The following is a 20,393-nucleotide window of genomic DNA, read 5'->3' on the forward strand; positions in this document are numbered from 1 at the left end:
GAACATAATATGGCTCGCGTCACCATCGTCGGCGGTGGATACGGTGGTATCACTGCTGCCAAGGCCCTCGACGACGTCGCCGAGGTCACCCTCGTGGAGCAGAAGGACACCTTCGTCAGCCACGCCGCGGCGCTGCGCGCGGCGGTCGACCGTGACTGGGCGGAGAAGATCTTCCTGCCCTACGACAAGCTCCTCACCAACGGGCGCGTCGTTCACGGAACGGTGCTGACGGTGCGAGGCACCACCGTTGAGGTCTCCGGTCACGGACCGATCGAGGCCGACTACCTGGTGCTGGCCACCGGGACCGCCTACCCCTTCCCCGCCAAGCACATGGAGTCCTCCTCGGTCATCGCCAAGGCCCGTATTGAGCGCGTTCACGCCAACCTCGAGCAGTCCTCACGAGTGCTCATCGTGGGCGGCGGCGCCGTCGGTGTCGAGCTGGCCGGTGAGATTACCTCGGCTTTCCCGAAGGTCAAGGTGACCATGTTGGAGGCCGCCGACAGGATCCTGCCCGCCGGCGACTACAAGCCGGAGATCCGCGAGGCCATCTCCGACCAGCTCACCCAGCGGGGGGTGGAGATCCTCACCGGTGACTCCCTCAGCTTCCTGCCCCCGGTCGATGTCGGCGTGCTCTCACCCTTCCGGGTCACCACCCAAGGCGGGCGCCAGCTTGAGGCCGACATGTGGTTCCGCGCTTACGGCTCAGCGGCCGCCACCGGATTCCTCGGTGAGGACTACGACGAGGTGCGCCACTACGACGGCACGATCCGCGTCGACGAGTACCTGCGCGTGGTGGACCACCCCGGTGTCTGGGCCATCGGAGACATCACCGACGTGCGTGAGTCCAAGCGTGCCGACGCCGCCCGTGCCCATGCCCGAGTCGTCGCCAGCAACATCGCCGACATCATCGCTGGCCGTGAGCCCTCTGCGACCTACACGCCCGGAACCGAGCGGATCATCCTGCCCCTGGGGCCCGACGGCGGTGCCTCCCAGATCCTGCATGACGGCGTGCGTGTGGTCGTCGGCCCTGAGGAGACCAGCAAGCTCAAGGGGGAGGACCTCTTCCTGGGCTTCATCCGTCAGGAGCTGGGAGTCGAGTCGGAGGCCTGATCGGGTACGACCGGGCGCGACGCTGCTGGGCAACGCCGTCCGCCTGTGCGCTGCGCGGGGGATAGCCGGTAGTGTGTCCCACATGACGAACGATCCGCGGTCCGCGCTCAACCGACTCATTGCCGCCTTCGAGGCGCACCTGGATGCTGCCGCGACCGGTGACGAGCTCTCCCCGGCCGTGGTCGCGGCCGAGAACGCCCTCCAGGACGCCTTCTTCACCTACGACGACTCGCTGTTCACCGCATACGGCATCGAGCTGCCCTTCGAGGCCTTCGACTCCGATGGCGACGATGAGGACGACGATGACGATGAGGAGGACTATGACGACGGCGAGTACGACGAGGATGACGACGACTACGACGACAGCGATGATGACGATGATGAGGACTATGACGACGAGGACTGACTGAGGTCCTCTCGGTTACTCCTGCTTTCAGCAGCGGGGACCGCACACGATGTGTGCGGCCCCCGTGTTGCCTCGCGGCTCAGAAGCGCTCGGGGTAGCCGAGCTGGATGGAGGTGACCTCGTCCAGGGCGTGGCGGATCTGCACCGGAAGCTCCAGGTCGTCGGCCGACAGCACGCCCTGGAGCTGGGCCGGAGTGCGGGCCCCCACAATGGTTGAGCTGATCCCGGGGGCGTCGCGGGCCCAGGCGAGCGCGACCTCGGCCGGCTTACGGTCCAGGCCCGAGGCGGCAGTGGCCACGGCCTCAACCACACCCCGGTGCGCCTCGCCCAGGTAGGGCGACACATAGGAGCGCAGGTGAGGGGAGGCGGCCCGTGAGTCCGGTGGAATCGTCGCCCGGTACTTGCCGGTGAGCACGCCCCTTCCCAGGGGCGCGTACCCCAGGATGCCGAAGCCCAGGGCCTGCGAGGCGGGCCTCAGCTCGCGCTCGATGCCCCGGGAGAGCAGCGAGTGCTCCACCTCGACGGCCGCCAGCCCCGGGCCCCGGCCGCACTCGTTGAGCAGGTCATGCATGCGCACCGATGCCCAGGCGGGGTGGTTGGCGATGCCCACGTACCGGGTTCGCCCGGAGGAGACGGCCAGGCTCAGGGCGTGGGCCGTCTCCTCCAGGGAAGTGCTGGGATCGGGTACCTGGACCAGTAGGAGGTCCAGGTGGTCGGTGCCCAGGCGGGCCAGGCTAGTGTCGAGCGTGTCCAGCAGCGAGCCGCGGGAGGCGTCAGCCACCGAGGAGCGCTCCCCGGTTCGCCAGGTGCGCACCCCGGCCTTGGAGACCAGGACGAGGTCCTGGCGATCCACGTGCTCGCGCAGGAGCGTGCCGATCACCTCCTCGCTGACGCCCTCGCCGTAGGAGGCGGCGGTGTCCACGAGCGTGCCCCCGGCATCGAGGAAGATGTCGAGCTGTTCCTTGGCCTCGAGCTCGTCGGTGTCCCGGCCCCAGGTCATCGTGCCCAGGCCCACGGAGGACACACGCAGGCCGGTCCGGCCGAGTCTCCTGTGCTCCATAGGCCTAACCGTAGCGGCTCGACCTACTTGCGTACGGTGATAGTCCAGGCCGCGTCGCCGGTGCGCTCGAACTCGGTGACGGTGTAGCCGTTGTCGGCGGCCCAGGCGGGCAGCGTCTGAGTCCCCTGGGTGCAGTCGAAGCCGATGACGAGCTCGTCGCCGACGCTGAGCTCCTCCATGGCCTCTTCGGCCTCGATGACGGGGAAGGGGCAGACCTGACCGGTGGTCTCCAGAACAGTGCGCATGAGTGACTCCTTGAAGCGATGTGATGAGGGTTCAGGGGCGGGTTGGGGCAGCGAGATGGTTGCGGGGGTTCTGACGAGGCCTCAGACGGTGGCGGGCACGCGTGAGGCCGCCCGCTCGGCGCGACGACGCTGCCGGGGACGGATGAGGAGGAACCAGGCAGCCACCCCGACCCCCAGCACCTGGAAGACCAGTGCGATCCAGCCCTGCCATGACAGGAGCGAGGTCTGCACCAGGGCGTTGCCGATGGAGCAGCCACCGGCCCAGGCGGCGCCGATCCCCATGAGGACACCGCCGGCGATGGAGCGCTGGATGACCTGGGCGCTGGGCACGCGGACGCGGAACTCGCCAGAGGCCTTGGCAGCGAGGTAGGAGCCGAGCAGGATGCCCAGGACCAGGAGCACGCCCCAGTCAAGTCGCTTGACGTCCCCGGTGACGATGAGGTTCACCAGGTTCGACGACGGCGTCGTGATCCCCAGCCCGTCCGGGCGCCCCGAGGCCCAGGATGTGGGCCAGGCGATGACGGCGACGACGCCCACGAGGAATCCGGTGGCCAGAGGGTTCCACTGCTTCTCCAGCAGCAGGTGAGCCAGGCCCGTGCGCTGGGCAGGCAGCTGGATCTGAGCGGGACGGCTGCGCTCCAGAACGATGAAGCGGTGCACAACGAGCCCGGTGATGCCGGCCAAGATGACGACGCCGCCCCAGCTCGGCAGACCGATGGTGGCCGGGATGGTGGTCAGGTCGGTGACCCACAGTCCTTTGACCCCGTTCGTCACCCCCGACAGGAGTCCCGTCCTCGACGCAGCCGCCGTGGTGGCATAGGTCACGAGCGCGAACCAGGAACCGACCAAGCCCTCGCCGGCGCGGTAGTAGGTCCCGGTGGCGCAGCCGCCGGCTAGGACGATCCCGACTCCGAACAGGAAGGAACCGACAACGGTGGCAACCACCGACAGCTTGGGGATCTCAGGGGTGATGGAGCCTGCTGAGGTCAGGACGGCGACTCCGACCGCCTGAACGGCGATGGCCAGTAGGAAGGCTGTGAACCAGCGCCAGGAGCGGGAAACCCACAGGTCCCGGAAGGCACCGGTGATGCAGAAACGGCCCCGTTGGAGGATGAAACCGAGGACGGCTCCAACGATGAGCCCAGTGAGGATGGTGGGTGACGGCACGGTGCGGTCCTTGTCCGGCTGCTGGCGTCAGGTGCAAGCAGCCTGCGTGGGGACCGGTGACGCAGCACAGGTGGAACGACAGAGACAGGCCACGTCATCCGGTGGGGGAGTGAGGTGGAGGCCTGGCTGGACGTGGCTGATGGGACGCCGTCTCAGGGGCGCCGGGAGCCGGGGAGAACGATCTGTCTGAGACCGCCTCAGAACGCCCGAACCAGGCAGCGCATACACATGCCGGCTCCGCGCGAGGCGGTGCGGGCTGCGTTGGCCTGGACGACGTTCATGTGCTTCTCCATGAGGATCTGGGAAGTGCGTGGCGACGGTTGTCAGCCGTCACGGACTGTAATCGACGGCCTCTGGCCGTGGCAATTCCTGAACAATGGCCGAGATCAGGCAGCGGAGCGGCGTGCGGTCAGGAGGCGGGCGATCCCGTCATCGGGCACCTGCGGCGTGGTGCCGCCGAAGAGCGGGCACTGGGCCTGGAAGGCGCACCAGTCGCACAGCCGGGAGCGGTGGGGGCGGAAGGAGCCGCTGCGAGCGCAGTCCTCGACCTCGTCCCACAGGCGCGCCAGGCGCGTCTCGGTGCGTTCCAGCTCGGCCAGGCGAGGGTCATGAGTCAGGACCCGCCCGTCCTTGAGGTAGACCAGCTGGAGACGGGCCGGCGCCCGACCGCGCAGACGCCACAGCACCAGCGCGTAGAAGCGCATCTGAAACAGCGCCTCCTCCATGAAACGTGTGCCGGGGCTGCGCCCGGTCTTGTAGTCGACCACTCGCATGGCGCCGTCGGGCGCCACGTCCAGACGGTCCACGAAGCCCCGCAGGAGCAGGCCGCCACCGGTCTCGGTCTGGACGAACAGCTCGCGCTCGGCCGGCTCCAGGCGCTGGGGGTTCTCCAGGGTGAAGTAGGTGCGAATGAGTCCGCGGGCCTCCTCCAACCAGGTCTCCACGTGGTCGGCGTCCTCGAACAGGTCCATGACCCCCGGGTTCTTGTCCCGGTGGGAGGCCCACTGGCCGGGCAGGAGCTCGAGGGCCGCCTCCGGGAGACGATCCGAGGCCGGAAGATCGTAAAGCCGCTCCAGCACGCCGTGGACCACGGTGCCCTTGTGCGTGGCCAGTGAACCGGGCTCGGGGAGGCGGTCGACCGTGCGCAGACGAAACATGAGCGGGCACTGCATGAAGTCCTTGGCCCGGGAGGGGGACAGGGCCGCGCGGCGTCCGCCGCCCGAGCCTCCCCCCGGACGACCACTGGCACCCGGACCGGTGGGCCTGACGCCGGTCTGGGGCGATGAGCTGGATGCGGTGAGCGGCTCGTGGGACATGGGCATGACGCTACCGTGAGGAGGTGAGGCGGCGTCGGAGCTGGACGGAGGGAGCGGCCTTCCTCCACAGGCTGCGTCCGTGGGGAGAGACATCCGCGGCTGTGGCCGCCGAGTGGATGCGGTGCCCCGCTGCCGACGGCGTTAGGCTCGCGCCCATGCCTGCCTCCACATCCACCGGCGAGTGGGTCATCGCCCGCGTCGGCGGCGCCCCCGTCGTCATCTCGCCGACCTCTCTCCTGCTCGGCCTGCTCATCGCCGGCAGCTGGTACCCGCTGGTCTCCTCAGCCCTGGGCGCCTTCGGGACCACGACGGTGCTGCTGGTGGTGGTCTCCACGGTCCTGGGCGTTGCGGCCTCGGTTCTGCTGCACGAGCTGGCCCACGGACTGTCCGGAACTCTCATGGGCAGGCGCCCCACCCGTTACGAGCTCTACCTGTGGGGCGGGCGCACCTCCTTCGGGCCGGCACGCGAGTGGACCGCGTGGAAGGACCTGGTCACCTCCCTGTCAGGACCGGCCACCAACCTGCTCCTGTGGCTGATCGGAACCGTGGTGCAGGACTTCGTGAGTCTGTCGGTTCCCGTCGCCTTCACCATATGGGCCGTGACCCTGGTCAACCTGGCCCTGGCCGTCTTCAACGCCCTGCCGGGTCTTCCCCTCGACGGCGGCTACGCCCTGGCCGCGCTCGTGGTCCAGGTGACCGGTAATCGTCGGCTCGGTCTCAAAGTGGCCGGCTGGGGCGGGCTGGCGGTGGTCGGCGGTGTCGTGTGGTGGTGGATCCTGCGCCCCCTCGTGCTTGACGGCCGCCAGCCCGACGCCTTCAGCCTCATCCTGGTTGTCATGGTGGGCTGGTCGATCGTGGCCTCCAGCTGGCAGGTCCTCGAGCTCGGGGGAGGAGCCCGGGCCGCCTCGAAGCTGGACCTGCGCGAGCTGTCCAGACCCCTGCGCGTCGTCGGCCCCGACACACCTGTGTCCCAGGTGCGTGAAGCGTTGGCCCAGGGAGCCGCACTCGTCCTCGTCACTGACGGGCCCGAGCTGGTGGGCACGATCGATGAGGCATCCCTCAAGGAGCTCGGGCTGTCGGACGCAGCGAGCCCGGCCCCCGTGAACGGGGTGAGCGCCAGGCAGGTCTGCACGGTGCTGCCGGCCGCGGCGGTGACCACCGACCTGACCGGCCAGGCGGCCGCCGATGCCATGAAACGAGCCCGGGAGGTCTCACGCTGGCTGGTGCTCGTGGAGGCGGGGAGCCTGGCCGGCGCGGTCCCCACCGGCGCGCGCTGAGCAGTCGCGGGGGCCACAGCGATCAGCTGCCCGGCTAGGCTAACGTCATGATAGAGCCGAATCAGCTGGACCCCAGTGCCGCGCACCGCTCCCACTTCGCCGACAACCGCGCCAACTGGGACGACCGCGCCGCCCTCCACGAGGCCTCTGGCTACGGCATCGCCGAGCTCCTCGCCTCGCCCACAGCGCTCACGAAAGACGTCACCGATGACCTGGGACGTCTGGGGGACATAAGCGGCCTCGACGTCATCCATCTCCAGTGCCACCTGGGGCTCGATACCATCAGCTTGGCCCGGCTGGGAGCGCGACGCGTCGTCGGCCTCGACATGTCCCCGCGCTCGTTGAAGCGGGCCCGGGAGCTGGCACGTCGGGCCGAGGCCCGCATCGAGCTGGTCGAGGCCAACGTCTATGCGGCCCGTGAGGTTGTGACCGGTGATTTCGACCTGGTCTACACCACGCTGGGCGTCCTGTGCTGGTTGCCTGACATCGACGCCTGGGCGCGTGTTGTGGCCTGCCTGCTGCGCCCCGGCGGACGCCTTATTCTGCGTGACGACCACCCCGCCTTCATGGCTGTGGGAGACGACACCTCCCACGGGCTCACCCTCCATGAGCCCTACTTTCAGAGGCACGAGCCCATGACCTGGGAGAATGAAGGCTCCTACGTGGAGACGCCCGAAGGCGCAGCGCCGATCGCCCACACCCGCAGCCACCAGTGGAACCACGCGGTGGGGGAGATCCTTACCGCGCTGCTGGGGGCGGGCCTCGTCCTGGAGGAGGTGAGCGAGACCCGTGTGAGTGCCTGGCGCCGCTGGCCCGACCTCATGGGGCCCTGCGAGGAGGGCTACCGCTTCACCGACCCGGCGATGCGCGACATGCTGCCTCTCCAGCTGGTCGTTGTCGCCCGCCGGCCGGCCATGACCAGCTCGTCGAGCTCATCGAAGATGCCTTGACGCTCCAGGACTCCCGCGCCGTTGACGGCTGCCTGCCGGTGCATTTCTCTTTCAGGTGCCTGAGTCACGAGCGCGGCGCGGCTCAAAACCCGTCCATCGGAGACGGCCTCGTCGAGAAAAGAGACCAAGTCGCCGGGAAGCCTGACGGTGATCTGCGCAGACACACGATCATGGTGACGAAGGAGGCGTGTCCCATATCGGGATGTTGCGAGGGGGCAGTGGCTGGCAGGAGAAAACGCTGGGTATCTGTCAGGCACTCATCGGTTCCGGACGGGCTGTGGATGATAACCTTCGCATCGGATCAAGTGCCTCTGGGCATCCGTATCAGCGTCATCTTTGAAGGTGAAACCATGAGCGACGTCAACTCTCAGGACCTCTCTCAAGAGATTCTGGCTTCGCCGGCCAAGGCATCGATCTTCCTCACGGTGACCGTACGGAGTGGGAGCGAGTCCCCGGTCATCGATCTGCTGACCGATGTGTCCGGGCTGACCCGGGCTGTTGGTTTCCGCTACCCCGAGACGATGCTCAGCTGCGTCGTCGGTATTGGGGCAGGCATGTGGGACCGTCTCTTCGACGTGCCTCGGCCTGAGTATCTGCACGACTTCGAGGCACTTCAGGGAGGAAAGCACAGTGCCCCCTCGACGCCGGGAGACCTGTTCTTCCACCTGCGCGCCTCAACTCTCGACATGTGCTTCGAGCTGGCGCGCCAGATCATGCGCCGACTGGGCTCTGCGGTCAGTACCTACGATGAGGTTCACGCCTTCCGCTACCTCGATAATCGAGACCCTCTGGGCTTCGTCGACGGTACTGAGAGCCCGCGGGGCCAGGCGGCCGTTGCCGCCGCGCTCATCAACGAGGGTGCTTGGGCGGGCGGCAGCTACATCATTGAGCAGAAGTACGTCCACAACCTCACCGCCTGGGACTCATTGAACGTCGAGGAGCAGGAACACGTCATCGGCCGCACCAAGCTCGATGACACCCAGCTCCCTGACGACGAGCAGCCCACCAACAGCCACGTCACCATGAACACCATTGAGGACGCCGACGGCAACGAGCTCCAGATCGTGCGTGACAATCTCGCCTTCGGTGAGGCCTCCGGGGAGCAGGGCACGTTCTTCATGAGCTACGCCGCAGACCCACGCGTCACCGAGCTCATGCTCCGGCGCATGTTCCTGGGAGAGCCCGAGGGCAACTACGACCGCATCCTCGACTTCTCCACGCCTCTGACAGGATGCCTGTTCTTCGCTCCGCCGGCCGCCTTCCTCGACGACGCCGACCAGTACGCGAAGCCTTCTGTCCGACCTGAGGCCGGACCGCAGGACCCGACCCAGCCTGCCACTGAGCTGAGCGCCGCCAAGGACCTAGGGCTCAACGCATCGTCTGAGGCGCCGCGTGACCAGACACCAGATGACCACAGCAACGGTGCGGGTTCCACTGCCGCACCGTCCGACGGATCCCTTGGGATCGGAAACCTGAAAGGCCGAGTATGAACAATCTGCATCGACAGCTCGCCCCCATCTCCGAGGCCGCCTGGAGTGAGATCGACCAAGAGGCGCGACGCACCTTCATCCGCTGGATCGCTGGACGACGCGTCGTCGACGTGGTCGGACCCGACGGAGAGGACCTTGCGGCAGTACGCACCGGTCACCAGGTACGCGTGGACACCCCCTTCGAAGGTGTCCAGGCCCACCAGCGTCAGGTCCGCCAGATCGTCGAGCTGAGGGTTCCCTTCCGGGTCAGTCGCGAGGCCGTCGACGCCGTCGACCGGGGAGCCCAGGACTCCGACTGGCAACCCGTGAAGGACGCTGTTGCTCAGATCGCCAGAGCCGAGGACGGCATTGTCTTCGACGGGCTGGCGAGCGCGGGCATTGAGGGGCTGGTTCCCTCAAGCTCCAACCCTGCCGTATCGCTCCCACAGCCGAAGGACCTTCCTGACGCCGTTGCTGCTGCCCTCAAGGAGCTCCGCCTCGCCGGAGTCGAAGGCCCCTACGCCCTCCTGCTCTCCGCCGAGCTGTGGACCGCCGTCGCGGAGACCACTGACGACGGTTACCCCATCCGCAAGCACATCGATCGTCTCCTGGATGGTGAGGTCCTGTGGGCTCCCGCCATTCAGGACGCTGTCCTGCTGAGCACGCGGGGCGGCGACTACGAGCTGCACCTCGGTCAGGACCTCTCCATCGGATATCTCTCACACGATGCCGAGTCGATTGAGCTCTATCTCCAAGAGACGCTCACTTTCCTCCCTTACACCTCTGAGGCGAGTGTCGTGCTGACGCACTGAGGTCGCCCACTGGGTCCTACACTCGCCCTGATGAGCGAGCAGACTGAGCACACGGTGAACTCACCCACGGAGTCCTCCCAGCGCCCCGCTCCCCAGGAGATCCTGGGGCAGGCCGGTCGCCGTGGCCCCTTCCGCTACGGCGAACGCATCCAGGTCACCGACACCAAGGGCCGCAAGAACACCTTTCTGCTCGACCCCCACGGCTACTTCCAGTCCGTGCGCGGCTCCTTCCACCACCGAGACGTCGTCGGCATGGACGAGGGCAGCGTCATCGAGACCGACACCGGCCACGAGCTGCTCCTGCTGCGCCCGCTCCTGGCCGACTACGTCCTGTCCATGCCCCGCGGCGCGCAGGTGGTCTACCCCAAGGACTCCGGTCAGGTCATCGCCCTGGGCGACATCTTCCCCGGCGCCCGCGTCCTGGAGGCCGGCGTCGGCTCGGGGGCCCTCACCATGAACCTGCTCTCCGCCATCGGGGAGGGCGGCCACCTGCTGTCCATCGAGCGTCGTGAGGACTTCGCCCGGATCGCCGCCTCCAACGTCGACGCCTGGTTCGGCCGCCACCATCCCGCCTGGGAGCTGCGCACCGGGGACTTCGCCGACGTCGTCGCCGCCCGGGTGGAACCCGGCAGCATCGACCGGGTGGTCCTGGACATGCTCGCCCCCTGGGAGAACGTCGAGGCCGCTTCCCAAGCCCTGGCCCCGGGCGGACTCTTCCTGGCCTACGTGGCCACCGTCACCCAGCTCTCCCGCACCGTGGAGGCCCTGCGCCACAGCGGCCTGTTCACCGAGCCCGAGTCCTGGGAGTCCATGGTGCGCACCTGGAACGTCGACGGACTCGCCGTGCGCCCCGACCACCGCATGGTGGCGCACACCGGCTTCCTGCTGACCGCCCGTCGCCTGGCCGCAGGCTCCCGGCCCCTGACCCGCAAGCGCCCGCCCGCCCGCGGCGCCTACGACGAGGGCGGCTACTGGCTGCCCGACGACGTCAAGGAGCGCACCAGCACCGACAAGAAGGTCCGCCGCGTTCTGCGTGACTGCCAGGCCAAGCAGCCCTCCGACGCCACACCCGTTCTCAGCGGGAGCGCAGATGACAGCCAGGACGGCACTGACCATGTCTGAGACGACTGCCGCCGACGCCGGTACACCCCAGCCACTGGGGATGCCTGCTGCGGACTTCACCAGCCACCAGCTGCGTGAGGCCCGCGCCCAGGCCGTCAGCCTGGCGGCCAAGAACGAGCGCCTGGTGGCCGCTCTGGGCACCGCCCGCGAGCGCATCACCGAGCTCAGCCAACAGCTCGACGCCGTCACCCACCCCCCGGTCACCCTAGGACTGCTCACCAGCCGTCCCCGCACAAGGGGCACCGTAGGTGACGCTGGCGATGCCGCCGATGCCGCCCGGCCCCGCGAGGTCGCCGTGAGCCTGTCCGGCCGCCAGATGCTCCTGCACGTCCACCCCGGCGTCGATGACACCGAGCTGCAGGTCGGGCGGCTCGTGGCCGTCAACGACCAGATGCTCGTCGTCGCCACCCTCCCCGAGCCGTGCACCGGTGAGGCCGTCACCCTGGAGGAGAGGCTCGATGACGCCCGGGTCCTGGTGACTACCGGCGCAGGAGGCACCCGGATCCTCACCCTGTCCTCGGCTCTTGGCCGCATCTCCGAGGCCGGCGAGGGGCTCAAGCCCGGCGACACCCTGGCCGCCGACCTGCGCGCCGACGTCGCCACGACTCTCATTGAGCGCACCAGTGTCGAGCAGCTGGTCGTCGCCGAGACGCCCGACGTCTCCTGGTCGGACATCGGGGGTCTGGGCCCGCAGATCGAGCAGATCCGCGATGCTCTCGAGCTGCCCTTCACCCACCCCGAGCTCTTCCGGACCTACGGCCTGCGCGCCCCCAAGGGGCTGCTGCTCTACGGCCCGCCCGGCTGCGGCAAGACCCTCATCGCCAAGGCCGTGGCCACCTCGCTGGCCGGCTCTCCCAGCGCCTGCGGCGTCACAGGGCGCTCGGCGGCGTTCCTCAACATCAAGGGTCCTGAGCTGCTGAGCAAGTTCGTCGGTGAGACCGAGCGCCAGATCCGCGCCATCTTCGACCAGGCCCGCAAGGCCGCTGCCGAGGACCGGCCGGTGGTCATCTTCTTCGACGAGATGGAGGCCCTCTTCCGTACCCGTGGCACCGGCGTGTCCTCCGACGTCGAGACCATGATCGTGCCCCAGGTCCTGGCGGAGATCGACGGCGTGGAGTCCCTGCGCAACGTCGTCATCATCGGGGCCTCCAACCGGGAGGACATGATCGACCCCGCCATCCTGCGCCCCGGGCGCCTGGACGTGAAGATCCGCATCAACCGGCCCGATGCGGCCGCTGCCGAGGAGATCCTCGCCCGGCACCTCACCGCCGACCTGCCCCTGGCCCCGGCCGAGCTCGCGGCCCACGGGGGAGACCACGAGGCCACCGCCGCCTCCTTGCGCCGCGTCGTCGTCGAGGCCCTCTACGCCCGCAACGACGCCACCGCCGTCCTGGAGATCACCGAGGCCCACGCGGCCGGCGGCACCTCCACCCGCGTCCTTCACCTGGCCGACCTCACCAGTGGCGCCATGCTGGCCGCCATCGTCTCGCGCGCCAAGACCGCCTCCATCAAGGATGAGCTCGCCGGGGGAGCGGGCGGGCTGAGCGCAGCCAGGCTCTGCTTGGCCGTCGAGACCGAGGCGCGGCAGAACGAGGAGATCACTGGCGCCACCAGCCCCGAGGGGTGGGCTCGGCTCATCGGCACCCGCGCCTCGCAGATCCTCAGCGTGCGCAGACTCGGCAAGGAGAGCACATGAACGACGTCGGCTTTCAGCCCGGCCCGGTGACGCGACCCGTCGGCCTGGAGACCGAGTTCGGGGTCCTGCGTCCGGGCGACGCCTACGCCAACCCCGTGGTCCTGTCCACCCGGGTGGTGGAGGCCTACAGCGTCGGCGCCGGCGTGCCCACGGCGCGGTGGGACTACGAGGGCGAGGATCCTCTGGCCGATCTGCGTGGCGGCAGGCTTCGGCGTTCCGCCGCCCACCCCAGCCAGCTCACCGACGACCCCGCACGCCCGGCGCCGTCAGGTGACGTTCCGCCGGCTCCCTGGGGGTCGCGCGCCCGCCCCAGTGCCGCCGAGGCGGCCCTGCCCCGGGCCACGACGGCGGTCCTGGTCAACGGCGCCCGCTTCTACGTGGATCACGCCCACCCCGAGTACTCCTCACCCGAGGTCCTCATCCCTCGCGACGCCCTGATCTGGGATCGTGCCGGTGAGGTGGTCGCCCGGCGCGCCATGACGGCCCTGGATGAAGGCAGCGCCGATGCGCCGGCGCAGATCGTCCTGTACAAGAACAATGTGGACGGCAAGGGTGCGGCCTACGGCTCCCACGAGAACTACCTCGTGCGGCGCGACGTGCCCTTCGAGGCGCTGGCCGAGGTCCTCACCCCTTTCCTCGTCACCAGGCCCGTCCTCGTAGGCTCCGGCCGGGTCGGCATCGGACAGCGCAGTGAACGCCCCGGATTCCAGATCAGTCAGCGCGCCGACTACGTCGAGTCCGAGATCGGCCTGCAGACCACCTTCAACCGCCCCATCATCAACACCCGCGACGAGCCGCACGCCGACAACGCCCGCTGGCGCCGTCTTCACGTCATCAACGGGGACGCCAACCGCTTCGACGTTCCCATCTACCTCAAGATCGCCACCACCGACCTGCTCCTGTGGTTCCTGGAGCAGGCGTACACCGAGGGCTCCGACCGGTTCACGGAGGCTCTGACCCGTCTCAGGCGCCTGACCATCATCGGCGACCCCGTCGAGGAGCACTGGGCGCTCTCCCACGACCCCTCCCTGTCACACGAGCTGCGCACCCAGTCCGGGTCCATGACCGCCCTGGCGATTCAACGCGCCTTCCTCGATGCCATCAGCCCAGCCGTCACACGTGTGGAAAACGCTCAGGCCCATCGCGCCCTGGCCCTGTGGAGGCAGGTCCTTGACGCCCTGGAGCAGTGGCGCCACGACGGATCCGGCCCGGCCGCCCAAATGGTGGAGTGGGTCGCCAAGTACGAGCTCTGTGAGGGACTGCGCCGCAGGTCGGGAACCGGCTGGGACGATCCCCGCCTGGCCGCTCTCGACATCCAGTGGGCCGACCTACGACCGGGGCGATCCGTCGTCGACAGGCTCGACGCCGCCGGCAGGATCCACCGGTTGGCCTCCGAGGCAGAGATCCAGCGCGCGGCCGACACACCACCCGAGGGCACACGTGCCGCCATCCGGGGAACCGCCATCCGCCGCCACCCGCAGATCGTGGGTGCCTCGTGGACCTGCCTCCTCCTCGACGTTCCGGGCGCCCCCGAGCTGGCGCGTCTGCGCCTGCCCGACGACGTGGTCGTCGGCCCCGATGAGACGGCGACCATCCTGGAGGAAATTGGTCGCCGGGCGGAACCTGAGAGACACTGAGCCTTACAGCACGCTCACCAGCGGTGCGCAGCTGGGCAGGACGAGTGAAGGAGCAGCACATGACGCCGCAGCACGCCAGTCAGTCCCATGGGCAGGTCCGTCACGGCGGTGTCGAGACCACCGCAGCGGACTCTGACCAGGCGATCGGCGCCGGGACATCGGCGTCGGCCGGGCAGGCCAGTGACGTTGACAGCATCCTCGATGAGATCGACTCGGTCATCGAGACCAATGCCGCGGCCTTCGTCCAGGGCTTCGTTCAGAAGGGCGGCCAGTGAGCATGAGCAGCTCACGGCCTTTGGCGCGGCGCATCATCGGGGTGGAGACCGAGTACGGCATCACCTGCGCCCCCACCACCGACGGCCCTCCTCCCATGGACGCCGACCACGCTGCTCGTGAGCTCTTCGAACCTGTGGTACAGCGCTCTCGCTCCTCGAACGTCTTCACTCGCGGGGGCGCTCGCCTCTACCTGGACGTGGGCTCCCACCCCGAGTTCGCCACCGCCGAGTGCGACCGCCTCGAGGACGTGCTCGCTCAGGACCGCGCCGGTGAGCTCGTCATGGCCGATCTCGCCGAGCAGGCCAACACCCGCTTGGCCGCAACGGGCGTTGCCGGGCAGATCCACCTGCTGAAGAACAACCGCGATGCCGAGGGCAACGGCTTCGGGTGCCATGAGAACTACCTCGTGCGTCGTCGGGGAGACTTCTGGAACGATGCCCGCACTCTCGTACCCCACCTGGTGACCCGGCAGATCCTCGTCGGCGCCGGCCATATCGCGGCCGACGGGGACACCGGTCCAGCGGGCGACGGGCTCAGGGGCTACGTCTTCTCCCAGCGGGCCGACCAGATGTGGGATGCCGTCTCCTCAGCCACGACCCGGGCCAGGCCGCTGATCAACACCCGGGACGAACCACATGCCGATGCCGAGCGCTACCGGCGCATGCATGTCATCGTCGGGGACTCCAACATCGCTCAGGGCTCCACCCTGCTCAAGGTGGCGGGCATGGACCTGCTCCTGGACTACCTGGAGCACGGGGGAGACCTTGGTGACCTGGCCCTGGCCGATCCCATGAGGGCCATTCGCGACACCTGCCATGACATGAGTGGAGGGGTGCTGCTGGAGCGAGTCGACGGGCGGACCATCACGCCGTTGGAGATGCAGGCCGAGCACCTGGGACGTCTCCGCGATCACGTCGCACAGGACATCGAGGTCACTGCTCTCCACACTGCCGCACTGGATCTGTGGGAACGAGGACTCCAGGCCCTGCGCCTGCAGCAGTCCGAGCTCGTGGACACGGAGCTGGACTGGGCGGTCAAGCAGCGGCTGCTGACCCGTTACTGCCAGCGGCACGATACCGATCTGACCGATTTCCGGGTGAGGCGCTTGGCCCTGGCCTACCACGACGTCTCTGCCGGTGGGGGACTGCGACAGCGGCTGGAAGGTGCCGGGCTCCTGCGCCGATTCGTTGACGAAGAGACTTGCCGGAGGGCGGTGGACACCCCACCGGCCACCACGCGTGCGCGCCTACGGGGCGCGGTCGTTGCCAGGGCTGAGGACCTGCGCCGCGATGTGAGTGTCGACTGGGTGGGGGTTCGACTCGACGACGGCGTCTGCTCACCTGTTACGCTGAGTGATCCCTTCTGTGCCGTAGACGAGCGCATCGATGCACTCCTGGAGAGTATGGAGCGCCCGGCAACCGACCTTCCCATCGGGGTGTGAACAGTGAGGTTCACGGCACTGGTAAGGCGACAGACGGAAGACGCAACATGAGTACTACCTCCTCCCCGGATCCCGAAGTGGGCATGCCCCTGACACGGCGTCAGCGCCGTGCGCTCGAACGTGCTCAGCAGGCCCAGCAGGAGGCGGCGACCCAGGACCTGCCGGCACTGTCCCATCCTGCTGTTCAGACTCGCCCCGCCGGTACTGCGTCCCTCGGCACCCGATCCGCAACCGGCACGCCGGCGCCGCGCACTGAACTGCAACCGCAGCCACAGCCTCAGCCACAGCCTCAGCCACAGCCTCAGATACCGGGTAGCAGCCATGATCCTCGCGGCGCGCACATGCCGGCCGCACGAGCTGATCGACGCGATCTGCCTCATCAGCCTGGGCACCGGCACGACGAGGTGGTCACCGAAACCCAGGAGCCGGAACCGACGCAGCGGCGACGTACCCTGGGCGGCCCGCTGGGGCGCATGCCCAGGGGTCCTCTTGCGGTCGGCCTGATCGGTGTCGTCGTCCTTGCCATGATCCTGGTGCCGCTGGCCGTCAACAAGCTCGTCTCCGGAAGGAACGGTGCGGGCACCAGCACTGCGGCCCAGTCGACCGTGCTGGACGGCAACGCCCCCCTCAGTCAGCTGCTGAAGGTCAGCGGACGGGTCGGATCGGGGGTGGCGCCCTCCATCGAGCTGAACGGCGACGCCTCTCTGTCAGCTCCCGGCTCGGTACTGACCGACGTCGTCCAGACCGGGCAGGGGCGCGCTGTCTCCGAGGGAACGCCAGTGATCCTGCAGGTCTCGCAGTTCTCCGGTCTCAATGGGCGCAACACGACGGGTAACGAAGCGGGGTACAAGCTCTGGCAGGGCCTGCTCGGCCCCGACGTGGGCAACTACATCAACACAGCGGTCTCCGGCCAGCGCGAAGGCGCCCGTGTCGTCCTGCGCGAACCGGCCGAGGAGGACAACGGCTCCCGGACGACGAAGATCACCGTTGTCGACCTCCTGCCCACCACGGCAACGGGGGAGGCGAGGCAGCCGGCGGCAGGTACCCCCACCGTGACTGAGGGACCGGACGGCTCCATCACCGTCAGCAGCGCTGGACTTCCTGCACCGACTCGAGTGTCCACAGAGATCCTCATCAAGGGCACCGGTCCCCAGATCGGTGCCCAGGACCGTCTGATCGCTCGGACCACGATGGTCAGCTGGGCCACGGGACAGCCCCTGGAGAAATCAACCTTCGGATACCAGGAGCGGCCCAAGCAGCTCGACATGAGCAACGCGCTGGTGGGAGTCTCCCAGAACCTGGTTGATATCACGGTCGGCTCCCGGGTGGTCCTCTCATTGCCCGCTGAGCAGGCGCAGGGCAAGGAACCAGTCGTCGTCGTGATCGACGTCCTGGCCAAGGACCCCGCCCAGGCTCCCAAAGCATCCGGGGCTCGTGCGAGCAGTGAGTCGAGCGCCGCCCCTGACTCCTCCGCCGGCCCAACATCCAAGGACCAGTCATGAGCGTTGCCATCCGCATCATTCCCTGCCTGGACGTCAAGGACGGTCGCGTCGTCAAAGGCGTCAACTTCCAGGGTCTCAAGGACGCCGGAGACCCTGTGGAGCTGGCCTCCCGCTACGGCGCTCAGGGGGCCGATGAGATCACCTTCCTCGACGTCTCGGCCTCGCACGAGGGACGTTCCACCATGTTGGACGTGGTCCGCCGTACTGCCGAGCAGGTCTTCGTTCCACTGACCGTCGGCGGGGGAGTGCGCTCAGTCGATGACGTGGACCAGCTGCTGCGGGCCGGGGCGGACAAAGTCGGTATCAACACCGCGGCCATCAACCGTCCCGAGCTGTTGACGCAGGTAGCACAGCGTTTCGGCAACCAGGTGGTCGTCCTGTCCGTGGATGCGCGTCGGTGCCCCTCCGGTGTCTCAACGGCCTCCGGCTTCGAGGTCACCACGCACGGAGGGCGGACCTCCACCGGCATCGACGCAGTCGCCTGGGCGGTTCAAGGAGCAGAGCTCGGCGCCGGTGAGATTCTCCTGAACTCCATGGACGCCGACGGAGTCACCAAAGGATTCGACACCGAGATGATCGACGCCGTTCGTCGACGGGTCCGGGTGCCACTCATCGCCTCCGGCGGTGCCGGATGCCCACAGGACTTCGTCACAGCCGCCAACCACGGTGCCGACGCCGTTCTGGCAGCCTCAGTGTTCCACTACGGAGTGATGACCATCGCTGAGGCCAAGAATGCCCTGCGAGACGCAGACCACCCGGTCCGTTAAAAACTGTGGGAGACTGAGCGGCGGGTGAGGTGCCGGTGCACTGCCCGTTCCTGAAGGTGCCTGTGTGGCTGAGTCCGAGGAGAGTGCGTGAGCCACTTCTATTACAACGAGCCCAGTTATCACAGTTATCCAAGTGGCGGGAATTCTTGGAGGAACCCAGACAGTGAGAGGAACTACTTGGGGAACTGGTCTCTTGGTCTGGGGATTGCGAGTATTTTCTGCTGCGGAATCATTTTTGGGGTCATCGCGATCGTTTTAGGGCTGCAAGCCCAGGCGGCGGCAGATCGCGGTGAGGCCACTAATCGAGGTGCAGGAACCGCTGGAATTGTCCTGGGGGTTATCGGGTTCTGTGCCACCCTGATTTATCTGCTTGTGAGGATGGGACTCAGGTGAGAGAGGGGGGGCAGGTCGGATACCGGCGCTGTGCTGAGGTGGCGCCGCCCAGGCGGCTCGATTTGCGTGCTGCGTGAGTCCTGTTATACTTCAGCAACATACTGAACATCATTGAACCCTATCTACACGGAGAGATGCTATGAGTAACATGGGCCCGTACCCCGGCGGTCAGTACAATCCGCAGCCCGGAGGATATGTCCCTGGTGGATTCGGTCCTCGCCCTGATGAGAAGAATTCGTTGGGAGGGTGGGCGCTTGGTCTTGGTATCGCCAGTTTTGTCTGCTGCGGTATCTTCACCGGTATTCCTGCGATAATCGTAGGTTTTCTGGGTATGCAAGCAGCGAACGAGGGACGTGCCACCAATAAGGGGATGTCCATTGCGGGTATCGCCTTGGGTATTCTCTCTATTGTGCTGGCGATCGTCTTCTACGCCACTGGTCTGAGTGAACGACTCGTGAGCGGATTCCAGTCCTAGGTCCTCGTCTGTCGTCTCCGCTCCGTTGTGCAGGGACTTCGTCAATTGCCTGCACAACGGAGCAAGGACTGTGTGGCGTGAACGTCGAGAATGATGGGGTGTTCTCCCCGTTGAGATGAGGTCGTTCCCAGGGGTGTGATATGTGTGCTCGTGTAGGCTGAGTGCCGCGCTTCGCCCCAGGGGAGGAATAATGAGTGAATTGAATCCTTACCAAGCAGATCCTTATCGTCGAGGAGTTGCTGGTTCTCCTTATCCCTATCCTTCTGACTCCAATGTTGCCTCCCAGTCCGCTTCGGGCATGTCGTCGACCCAGAACGGTTACTACAGCGCGAACGACCTTGGCGATCAGTCGCTCCCCTTCCCGACGGCACCGGGAGGCCAGGTGATCCCTTATTCAGGGTTCGGCCAGCAGCCCTACAATCAGACCTACGGGGAGCCCTACAGTCAGCAGTACCCCTATCCGTCTCCTTCTTATGGCCCGTATCCGCCATATGGTCAAGGTGCGTACTGGGGGGCACCTTACGATCCGCGTCGGCATGAGGCCAACGCCCTCGGTGGGTGGGCGCTCGGGCTCGGTATCGCGAGTATCTTTGCGAACTGCTTATCTTTCGGCCTGATCTTGGGCATACCGGCGATCGTCGTCGGAGTGCTGGGCGTGGGTGCCGCCAATGAGGGGCGTGCTTCGAACAAGGGACTGTCGATAGCCGGAGTGGTGACAGGCACCATTGGTACTATCATCAGTGCTGGCTCCCTTATTCTGCTCATGGTGATGTTGCTTCAATGAACTGTATGTCTGAAGACTGCTGCGCGAATGCCTCGAAGAAGCTCGAGCGCTCCGGTGGGCGCGCGGGATCCGGAAGGCGGATCGGACTGGGGCTTCTGATGGTTCTGTCCACCCTGCCGGGTGGCCTCATCGTGCTTCGCGCACTGACTCTGCCCCGCAGCTCTCCAGGGCTTCCCGACCTCTGCCCGCTTCACCGCACCACAGGGCTGTGGTGCCCGCTGTGCGGAGGCACCAGGGCGACTCGCGAGCTCATGCACGGCGACCTGTGGGCCGCCATGGGCTACAACCCCTTTGCGCTCGTGCTGGAGGCGGTGGTCGTTCTTCTGGTGGCGCGCTGGTTGCTCGCATCCGCCCGAGGCCTGCGACGACCGCTCGTCACCGGTAGGGAGGGCATCCTTCTCGGGGCGGCGCTGGCCGTTTTTGCGGTTGTGCGCAACCTGCCGGGCATGTGGGTCTACCTCGGCCCGCTGCTCGGCCCTCCGGGCTGA

21 protein-coding genes are annotated in these 20,393 nt (G+C 67.4%); 17 read left to right on the top strand and 4 right to left on the bottom strand.

Annotation, left to right across the window (positions count from 1 at the left end; translation table 11 throughout):
• Nucleotides 1–9: 9 nt before the first annotated feature.
• Nucleotides 10–1,110 (top strand): NAD(P)/FAD-dependent oxidoreductase, encoded by a 1,101-nt coding sequence (locus HMPREF2883_RS03520; protein ID WP_070659004.1) that lies wholly within the window; start codon nt 10–12, stop codon nt 1,108–1,110.
• Nucleotides 1,111–1,192: 82 nt separating this feature from the next.
• Nucleotides 1,193–1,516 (top strand): DNA primase, encoded by a 324-nt coding sequence (locus tag HMPREF2883_RS03525; protein WP_070659005.1) that lies wholly within the window; start codon nt 1,193–1,195, stop codon nt 1,514–1,516.
• Between the two features lie 79 nt (nt 1,517–1,595).
• Here the strand turns inward: HMPREF2883_RS03525 and HMPREF2883_RS03530 are convergent, their stop codons facing one another.
• The 4 genes from HMPREF2883_RS03530 to HMPREF2883_RS03545 all read right to left on the bottom strand — a co-directional run bounded on the left by HMPREF2883_RS03530 (nt 1,596) and on the right by HMPREF2883_RS03545 (nt 5,304).
• Nucleotides 1,596–2,576, bottom strand: a complete 981-nt coding sequence (locus HMPREF2883_RS03530) for an aldo/keto reductase (protein ID WP_070659006.1) — start codon at nt 2,574–2,576, stop codon at nt 1,596–1,598.
• 23 nt (nt 2,577–2,599) lie between these two features.
• The gene (locus tag HMPREF2883_RS15015) at nt 2,600–2,821 is read right to left on the bottom strand and encodes a sulfurtransferase TusA family protein (protein ID WP_010615135.1); all 222 of its coding nucleotides are present in this window, start codon (nt 2,819–2,821) and stop codon (nt 2,600–2,602) included.
• A gap of 81 nt (nt 2,822–2,902) precedes the next feature.
• Entirely contained in the window at nt 2,903–3,988 is a 1,086-nt protein-coding gene (locus HMPREF2883_RS03540; RefSeq protein ID WP_070659007.1) for a YeeE/YedE family protein, read from the bottom strand.
• A gap of 386 nt (nt 3,989–4,374) precedes the next feature.
• Complete coding sequence (locus tag HMPREF2883_RS03545) at nt 4,375–5,304, bottom strand: RecB family exonuclease (protein ID WP_256277310.1); 930 nt, start codon at nt 5,302–5,304, stop codon at nt 4,375–4,377.
• A 155-nt stretch (nt 5,305–5,459) separates the two neighbouring features.
• Here HMPREF2883_RS03545 and HMPREF2883_RS03550 point away from each other — a divergent pair, with 155 nt between their 5' ends.
• From HMPREF2883_RS03550 to HMPREF2883_RS03615, 15 genes are all read left to right on the top strand, one after another.
• On the top strand, nt 5,460–6,581 hold the full coding sequence (locus HMPREF2883_RS03550) for a CBS domain-containing protein (RefSeq protein ID WP_070659008.1): 1,122 nt from the start codon (nt 5,460–5,462) through the stop codon (nt 6,579–6,581).
• 47 nt (nt 6,582–6,628) lie between these two features.
• Nucleotides 6,629–7,531, top strand: coding sequence for a class I SAM-dependent methyltransferase (locus HMPREF2883_RS03555; protein ID WP_070659009.1), 903 nt, complete (start codon nt 6,629–6,631; stop codon nt 7,529–7,531).
• A gap of 350 nt (nt 7,532–7,881) precedes the next feature.
• Nucleotides 7,882–9,021: a Dyp-type peroxidase gene (locus HMPREF2883_RS03560; RefSeq protein WP_070659010.1), complete on the top strand. Its 1,140-nt coding sequence runs from the start codon at nt 7,882–7,884 to the stop codon at nt 9,019–9,021.
• Nucleotides 9,018–9,812 carry a family 1 encapsulin nanocompartment shell protein gene (locus tag HMPREF2883_RS03565; protein ID WP_070659011.1) on the top strand — a complete coding sequence of 265 codons (795 nt, stop codon included), beginning with the start codon at nt 9,018–9,020 and terminating at the stop codon, nt 9,810–9,812. Before HMPREF2883_RS03560 ends, HMPREF2883_RS03565 begins: the two co-directional genes overlap by 4 nt.
• 30 nt (nt 9,813–9,842) lie before the next feature.
• Entirely contained in the window at nt 9,843–10,934 is a 1,092-nt protein-coding gene (locus tag HMPREF2883_RS03570; RefSeq protein WP_070659012.1) for a tRNA (adenine-N1)-methyltransferase, read from the top strand.
• Entirely contained in the window at nt 10,927–12,630 is a 1,704-nt protein-coding gene (arc, locus tag HMPREF2883_RS03575; RefSeq protein WP_070659013.1) for a proteasome ATPase, read from the top strand. The genes HMPREF2883_RS03570 and arc overlap by 8 nt, the downstream gene beginning before the upstream one ends.
• The gene (gene dop / locus HMPREF2883_RS03580) at nt 12,627–14,267 is read left to right on the top strand and encodes a depupylase/deamidase Dop (RefSeq protein WP_070659014.1); all 1,641 of its coding nucleotides are present in this window, start codon (nt 12,627–12,629) and stop codon (nt 14,265–14,267) included. Before arc ends, dop begins: the two co-directional genes overlap by 4 nt.
• 59 nt (nt 14,268–14,326) lie before the next feature.
• Nucleotides 14,327–14,542: a ubiquitin-like protein Pup gene (locus HMPREF2883_RS13950; RefSeq protein ID WP_075370963.1), complete on the top strand. Its 216-nt coding sequence runs from the start codon at nt 14,327–14,329 to the stop codon at nt 14,540–14,542.
• The gene (pafA, locus tag HMPREF2883_RS03590) at nt 14,539–15,984 is read left to right on the top strand and encodes a Pup--protein ligase (protein ID WP_070659015.1); all 1,446 of its coding nucleotides are present in this window, start codon (nt 14,539–14,541) and stop codon (nt 15,982–15,984) included. The genes HMPREF2883_RS13950 and pafA overlap by 4 nt, the downstream gene beginning before the upstream one ends.
• 404 nt (nt 15,985–16,388) lie before the next feature.
• Nucleotides 16,389–17,486 (top strand): hypothetical protein, encoded by a 1,098-nt coding sequence (locus tag HMPREF2883_RS03595; RefSeq protein WP_256277311.1) that lies wholly within the window; start codon nt 16,389–16,391, stop codon nt 17,484–17,486.
• The gene (hisF, locus tag HMPREF2883_RS03600) at nt 17,483–18,253 is read left to right on the top strand and encodes an imidazole glycerol phosphate synthase subunit HisF (protein WP_070659016.1); all 771 of its coding nucleotides are present in this window, start codon (nt 17,483–17,485) and stop codon (nt 18,251–18,253) included. The genes HMPREF2883_RS03595 and hisF overlap by 4 nt, the downstream gene beginning before the upstream one ends.
• An 87-nt stretch (nt 18,254–18,340) precedes the next feature.
• Nucleotides 18,341–18,646: a DUF4190 domain-containing protein gene (locus tag HMPREF2883_RS13955; protein WP_081381298.1), complete on the top strand. Its 306-nt coding sequence runs from the start codon at nt 18,341–18,343 to the stop codon at nt 18,644–18,646.
• Between the two features lie 139 nt (nt 18,647–18,785).
• A complete protein-coding gene (locus HMPREF2883_RS03605) occupies nt 18,786–19,121 on the top strand; it encodes a DUF4190 domain-containing protein (protein ID WP_176747135.1) in 336 nt (111 codons plus the stop codon).
• Nucleotides 19,122–19,311: 190 nt separating this feature from the next.
• Nucleotides 19,312–19,905, top strand: coding sequence for a DUF4190 domain-containing protein (locus HMPREF2883_RS03610; RefSeq protein ID WP_256277312.1), 594 nt, complete (start codon nt 19,312–19,314; stop codon nt 19,903–19,905).
• Between the two features lie 98 nt (nt 19,906–20,003).
• Nucleotides 20,004–20,393 carry a DUF2752 domain-containing protein gene (locus HMPREF2883_RS03615; protein WP_070659038.1) on the top strand — a complete coding sequence of 130 codons (390 nt, stop codon included), beginning with the start codon at nt 20,004–20,006 and terminating at the stop codon, nt 20,391–20,393.

Origin of the sequence: Actinomyces sp. HMSC075C01, assembly GCF_001812965.1 — a bacterium.
GTDB lineage: Bacteria > Actinomycetota > Actinomycetes > Actinomycetales > Actinomycetaceae > Actinomyces > Actinomyces acetigenes.